Raw genomic sequence first — 6,082 nt, forward strand, 5'->3', positions numbered from 1 at the left:
CCTCGCGGGCACCATGGGCGGCGCGCGCTTCGCCGCGACGCTCGGCGCGTTGCTGGTGCCCGTCGCGGCGGCGGTGGGGGTCGGCCTCGCCTTGGGCTAGGCGGGGCGGCCGCTCAGGCCTTCTTGACCACGCTCGACTTGAGGTGCATCGGGCCGAAGCCGTCGACACGGCAGTCGATGTCGTGGTCGCCCGGCCCGTCGACCAGCCGGATGTTCCGGACCTTAGTCCCGACCTTGATCGGGCCGGAGCCGCCCTTGACCTTGAGGTCCTTGACCACCACCACGGTGTCGCCGTCGGCCAGGACGTTGCCGACGGCGTCCCGGATCTCACGGGATCCGCCCGCATCGGGGTCGTCCGCGGGCCCGCCGTCGGGTGCGTCGGCCGTCCACTCGTGCGCGCACTCCGGGCAGACGAGCAGGGGCGGCATCTCGTAGGTGTACTCCGAGGCGCACTCGGGGCAGGGGGGCAACGTGGACTCGCTCATGGCTCGACCCTAGTGTCGTCGACCGCCCAGGCCACCACCGGATCGAGGGTGCCCTCGTCGACGAACTCCAGCCGCTCGCCGGACAGCAGCATCTTCGCCGCGGGCGCCTCCGGGGTCCTGCGCAGTTCCCGTCGCAGCGCGGACATGAGCGCGCGGTCGGGCCACGTCAGGCGGGCGGGGTCGAAGTCCCCGCGCAGGTGGAACGTGGTGACCGCCCGGCGGGTGGCCGTGACGAGCCTGTCGGCGAGGTCGCCGCGCCCGGGGTCGTCGGCGGGGGACATGGCCACGACGACGAGGGCCACCCGACCGGGCGCCGAGCGGATCGCGCGGATGACACGTCGGCGCCCGAGGATCCGGGTGGCGTAGACGGGAGCCAGGACGATCAGCGGGTCGGCGCCGGACGCCGTGTCCAACTCGGCCAGGTCCACGGCGGGTGTGCCGAGCCGCCGCCCGAGGGCGGTGGCGTACCGCCGGGTGGAACCGTACTTGGAGGTGAAGGCGATGACCGGGGAGCTCACGCCCCCAGTCTGTCAGGAGCGCCCTCAGTCGGAGTAGGACACCTCGACGCGATCGGTCTTCGGCAGGAGCTGGCAGCTCAGCACGTAGCCCTCGTCGACCTCCTCCGGGTCGAGGATGCCGTTGTGGATCATCTCGACCTCGCCGGACTTGAGGATGCAGGCGCACGCCGAGCACTCGCCCTTGCGGCACGAGAAGGGCGCCTTGATGCCCTTGGACAGCAGCACGTCCAGGAGCGGGGTCTGCCGGGGCCACGAGATCTCGTGGGTCTCGCCGTCCAGCTCGACGATCGCGGTCGCGGGCCCGGCGGCGTCGTCCCCGGGGGTGTCGTCGATCACGATCTCGGCAAACGGGTCGCCCTCGATCGAGGAGAACACCTCGGTGTGGATGAGGCGCATGTCGGCGCCCGAGCGGCGCAGGCCGTCCTTGACGGTCTCCATGAACGGGGCGGGCCCGCAGATGTAGGAGTGACGCTTGGCCGCGACCGGCAGCAGGAGGTTGCCGATCATCTCGGCGGTGGGGATCCCGGAGACCGACTCGAGCCAGTGGAGCACGGTGAGCCGGTCGGGGTTCTCCCGCTGGAGCCGCTGCAGTTCGTCCTTGAAGATCACGGAGTTCTCGTCGCGGTTGGCGTACACCATCACGACGTGCCCGGTCCCCTGGGCCAGTGCCGACTTGAGGATCGACATGATCGGGGTGACGCCCGAGCCGGCGGCCAGGAGGATGAAGTCCTGGTCGATGATCTTGGGGGTGAAGATGCCCGACGGCGCCAGGACGTGCATCCGCATCCCGGCCTCGGCGTGGTCGCACAGCCAGTTGGACCCGTACCCGTCCACCGTGCGCTTGACGGTCACCTTGAGCCGGGCGTCCTCGCTGGGCGAGCTCGACAGGGAGTAGCAGCGCGCCACCGACCCGGTCCGCTCGCTGGGGATGCGCAGCGTGAGGAACTGGCCGGGCGTGTACCGGAAGTCGTCCTCGCATCCGGCGGGGATCTCGAAGACGATCGACTTGGCGTCGGCGGTCTCCTGGATCACCTCGGCGATCATGAGTTCGCGCACGAAGGAGCCCAGCTGGGGGGTGTCTGTCATGGGTGGTGAGCCTATCGCTTGGATGCGGCGGGGCAGGGGGTCACGGGTGACGTCTCACTCGGGGACGTACAGGGGGTTGACCATGTGGTCGACGTCGGCGGGGTCGACGCCCTCGGCGAGGGTGATCAGCCCCTCGGCGTAGGCGTAGCGGATGCTCGCGAGCATCCGGGGGCAGGTGTCCTCGCCCTTCGGCCGCTCGCCGCCCCCTCGCCACTCGGTGAGGACGGGGCAGGCGCGGTCGGCGCCCTCGGTCCACTGGATGGAGGTGTGCTTCACGCTGTTCTTGCGCACCGAGGCGCAGGTGCCGCAGGTGCGACACTCGACGGGCTGGAAGCCGGACCGGGTGTACGTCTCGCGGTCCAGGTCGGTGTAGGCGTGCAGACGCGCGGCGCGTTCGGGATCGGTCTCGTCCCAGGTCGGCGCGCGCCGCGCGTCGTGCTGCTTGAACATCACGTCGAGCGGGACGCGTCGGCCTCGTCGGCGACCTCGGCCATCCCGGTGTACTGGGTCTGCTCGTCCGAGATCTCGGCCTCGCCGGCGGCCTGCCTGCGCATGTTCTCGGCCACCTCGTTCTCCCAGTACTGGTTGGCCGCGGTGGTGTCCACCTCGAACTCGAATCGCTCCTGCATCTCGGGCTCGACCTTGTCCCGGTCCACGTAGAACTGCTCGTACCAGCGGCGGAGCTGGTACACGGGCCCGTCCTCCTCGCACAGGAGCGGGTTGGCGATCGAGGACTTGCGCTGCCAGATGCGGACGTCCTGGAGGAACCCCTCGCCGAAGAACGTGGCGATCTTCGCGGCCATCTTGGCCGACGTCGCGTCGTCGAAGCCCTCGGGCTTCTTCACCGACAGGCCGTACATCAGGACGAACGAGTTCTGGTCGATCGGGTAATGGCAGTTGATGAGGATCGCCTCGGTCTCGAAGGCGCCGTACATCTGCTTGAGCGGGTTGATCATGTACGCCGGGCCGAAGTACGAGGCCTCGGACTCCAGGAGCGTGTCGCCGTACTTCCCGCCGGACGGGTCGTGGTCCGGGCGGCCCTTGGTGTTGAGGTACTGGGTGGCCTTCTGCCCCTCGAAGACGTTCTTGAAGTACGTCGGGAACGCGAAGTGGATGTAGTAGAAATGCGCCATGTCCACAACGTTGTCGACGATCTCCATGCAGTTGGAGCCCTCGATCACCAGGCGGTTCCACTCCCAGTCGGTCCACTCGCCGGTCTCGTACTCGGCGATGGCCGGGATCGCGTCCTCGTCCCGGGGCGGGTTGCCCTCGTGGTCGTGCCACACGAAGACCTGGCCGGACTGGACGTTGGTGATCCAGGCGCGGGTCTTGGCGCGCAGGGGGACGCGCTTGGCGTAGGGGATGCCCTTGCACTTGCCGTCTCCGCCCCAGCGCCAGTCGTGGAACGGGCAGGCGATGTTGCCGTCCTTGATGGAGCCGTCGGAGAGGTCCCCGCCGAGGTGGCGGCAGTAGGCGTCGAGGACGTTGATCTGGCCCTCGCCATTGGCCCACACGACCAGCTTGGTGCCGAACGCCTGGATCGAGTGCGGCTTGCCGTCGCTGAACTCCTTGACGGTGCCGATGCAGTGCCAGCCGCGGGCGTACCGCTCCCGGGCTTTTCCGGTGTCGATCTCGCGGATGCCGCCGGGGGACGAGCCGGGTGCGGTCATGATGATCCTCCTGATGGCGTGAGCCTGATGAGAACAGGTTATAGAATCGGGATGCGGGCCACAACCAATGCTTGTAAATGCTGGCACGGGGTGCCATAGCCTGGTGTCCCGGGTTCCCAACCTGGTGCAAAACTGTAACGTGTTCTACTCTACAACGAAGCGCCCCCACACACGTCAGGAAGAGACAACATGAGCGAGTACGCCAACCACGAGGTCATCGACCGGATCAAGGCCCTCCTGCCCGGCTTCGCGGAGCGCGCCCAGGAGACCGAGGACCTGCGCAGGGTCCACCCGCAGAACATCGCCGAGCTCGACGAGGCCGGGTTCTTCAAGCTCTGCCAGCCGGCCCAGTGGGGTGGGTACGAGGCGGACATGGAGACCTTCTACACCGCGGCGATGACCATCGCGACGGCGTGCCCCTCCACCGGCTGGTGCGCCAGCATCCTCGGCATCCACAACTGGCACCTGGCCCTGTTCCCGCAGCAGGCGCAGGAGGATGTGTGGGGCTCGGACAGCACCGTCCGGATCTCCTCGTCGTACGCGCCGATGGGTGCGGCGAAGCGGACCGAGGAGGGCCTGGTCCTCAACGGCAAGTGGTCCTGGTCCTCGGGATGCGACCACGCCGACTGGGTGTTCGTGGGCGGCCCCGTGCTGGACGACGCCGGCAAGATGGTCGACTTCTGCACCTTCCTGGTGGAGAAGTCGCAGTACGAGATCCTGGACGTGTGGCACGTCGCCGGGCTCAAGGGCACCGGGTCCAACGACATCCTGGTCAAGGACGCGCTCATCCCCGAGCACCGCGTGCTGTCCTTCGGCCTCATGGCCGCCACCAAGAGCCCCGGCCTCGAGGTCAACACCAACCCGATCTACCGCATGCCGTGGGGCACCATCCACCCCACCACCATCTCGGCCCCCATCGTCGGCATGGCGTTCGGCTGCTACGAGGTGCACCGCGAGCACCAGCGGGACCGCGTCCGGGCCGCCTTCGGCACCAAGGTCAAGGACGACCCGTTCGCCAAGGTCCGCCTGGCCGAGGCCGCCGGGGACATCGACGCGGGGTGGCTGCAGCTCATGCGCAACGTCCGCGAGGAGATGGACCTCATCAAGGCGGGCGACTACCCCGGGATGGACATCCGCACCCGCGCCCGCCGCGACCAGGTCCGCGCCACCCAGCGCTCGATCGACGCGATCGGCCTGCTCTTCCAGAACTCCGGCGCCCGCGCGCTCGAGGCCACCTCGCCGATCCAGCGGTTCTGGCGTGACGCCAACGCCGGCCGCGTCCACGCCGCCAACGAGGCGACCAAGGCGTACATCATGTTCGGACAGAACGAGTTCGGCGAGAAGATCACGGATTCCATGGTCTGATCCGTCATCCGGATCGAAAGGACTGAACTGTTATGGCCATCAGCAACTTCGGCTACGTCCGGCTCTATGCCACGGACATGGACGCGTGGCGCGAGTACGGCACCAAGGTCCTCGGGTTTGTCGAGGGCAAGGGCGACGACCCGACGGCACTCTACTTCCGTATGGACGAGAACCCGCACCGGTGGATCATCGTCCCCGGGCCCCAGGACAAGCTCGCCGCGGTGGGCTGGGAGTGCGCGAACGAGGCGGAGCTCGAGGACGTCCGGCGCCGGCTCGACGCCGCGGGGGTCCCCTGGCAGGAGGCGCCGGAGGAGGTCAGGCGGGACCGCAAGGTCCGCGGCCTGATCACCTGCCAGGACCCGGCCGGGTTCACGCTGGAGATCTACCACACCATCGCGCTCCAGCACCGCCGCATCCCGACCCCCTACGGTCACCAGTTCGTCACCGGCGACCAGGGCGCGGGGCACATCGTGCTCTCCACCCCGGACGAGGTCGCGGCGCTGGAGTTCTACCGCGACGTCCTGGGCTTCTCCCTGCGGGACTCGATGAGCCTGCCGCCGGAGATCGTGGGCCGCCCGGCCGACGGCGATCCGGCGTGGCTCCGCTTCCTCGGTTGCAACCCCCGGCACCACTCGCTGGCGTTCACGCCGTTCCCCAACCCGACCGGGATCATCCACCTCATGGTGGAGGTCGCCTCGGCGGACGACGTGGGCCTGGCGCTGGACCGCGCGCTGCGCAAGAAGGTCCGGATGTCGGCCTCGCTGGGCCGGCACGTCAACGACAAGATGCTGAGCTTCTACATGAAGACGCCCGGCGGCTTCGACTGCGAGTACGGCTGCGAGGGCGTGCAGGTCGACGACTCCGACTGGGTTGCGCGCGAGTCGACGGCCGTGAGCCTGTGGGGTCACGACTTCTCCGTGGGATTCAAGTAGACGCCTAGGCTGGGCGCACACACGGC

The 6,082-nt window shown here is 68.7% G+C and carries 7 protein-coding genes; 2 read left to right on the top strand and 5 right to left on the bottom strand.

Translation table 11 applies throughout. The features are described 5' to 3' along the window. Window positions 1-113 precede the first annotated feature (113 nt). From B4M60_RS02385 to B4M60_RS02405, 5 genes are read right to left on the bottom strand one after another with little or no spacing between them, the layout of a single operon-like run. Window positions 114-485, bottom strand: a complete 372-nt coding sequence (locus tag B4M60_RS02385) for a zinc ribbon domain-containing protein YjdM (protein WP_291079933.1) — start codon at window positions 483-485, stop codon at window positions 114-116. Continuing rightward, window positions 482-1,003, bottom strand: a complete 522-nt coding sequence (locus B4M60_RS02390; RefSeq protein WP_291079935.1) for a flavodoxin domain-containing protein — start codon at window positions 1,001-1,003, stop codon at window positions 482-484. Before B4M60_RS02390 ends, B4M60_RS02385 begins: the two co-directional genes overlap by 4 nt. Before the next feature lie 24 nt (window positions 1,004-1,027). After that, window positions 1,028-2,089 carry a ferredoxin--NADP reductase gene (locus B4M60_RS02395; protein WP_291079937.1) on the bottom strand — a complete coding sequence of 354 codons (1,062 nt, stop codon included), beginning with the start codon at window positions 2,087-2,089 and terminating at the stop codon, window positions 1,028-1,030. Window positions 2,090-2,143: 54 nt separating this feature from the next. Beyond that, window positions 2,144-2,539 carry a hypothetical protein gene (locus B4M60_RS02400; RefSeq protein ID WP_291079939.1) on the bottom strand — a complete coding sequence of 132 codons (396 nt, stop codon included), beginning with the start codon at window positions 2,537-2,539 and terminating at the stop codon, window positions 2,144-2,146. Then, window positions 2,539-3,759 (bottom strand): Rieske 2Fe-2S domain-containing protein, encoded by a 1,221-nt coding sequence (locus tag B4M60_RS02405; protein WP_291079941.1) that lies wholly within the window; start codon window positions 3,757-3,759, stop codon window positions 2,539-2,541. The genes B4M60_RS02400 and B4M60_RS02405 overlap by 1 nt, the downstream gene beginning before the upstream one ends. A gap of 189 nt (window positions 3,760-3,948) precedes the next feature. Here B4M60_RS02405 and hsaA point away from each other — a divergent pair, with 189 nt between their 5' ends. Both hsaA and hsaC read left to right on the top strand, forming a co-directional pair. Next, window positions 3,949-5,124, top strand: a complete 1,176-nt coding sequence (hsaA, locus tag B4M60_RS02410) for a 3-hydroxy-9,10-secoandrosta-1,3,5(10)-triene-9,17-dione monooxygenase oxygenase subunit (protein WP_291079943.1) — start codon at window positions 3,949-3,951, stop codon at window positions 5,122-5,124. A 32-nt stretch (window positions 5,125-5,156) separates the two neighbouring features. Next, the gene (hsaC, locus tag B4M60_RS02415) at window positions 5,157-6,056 is read left to right on the top strand and encodes an iron-dependent extradiol dioxygenase HsaC (protein ID WP_291079946.1); all 900 of its coding nucleotides are present in this window, start codon (window positions 5,157-5,159) and stop codon (window positions 6,054-6,056) included. Window positions 6,057-6,082 lie beyond the last annotated feature (26 nt).

The sequence above is a fragment of the Dietzia sp. UBA5065 genome (assembly GCA_002415925.1).
Lineage (GTDB): Bacteria > Actinomycetota > Actinomycetes > Mycobacteriales > Mycobacteriaceae > Dietzia.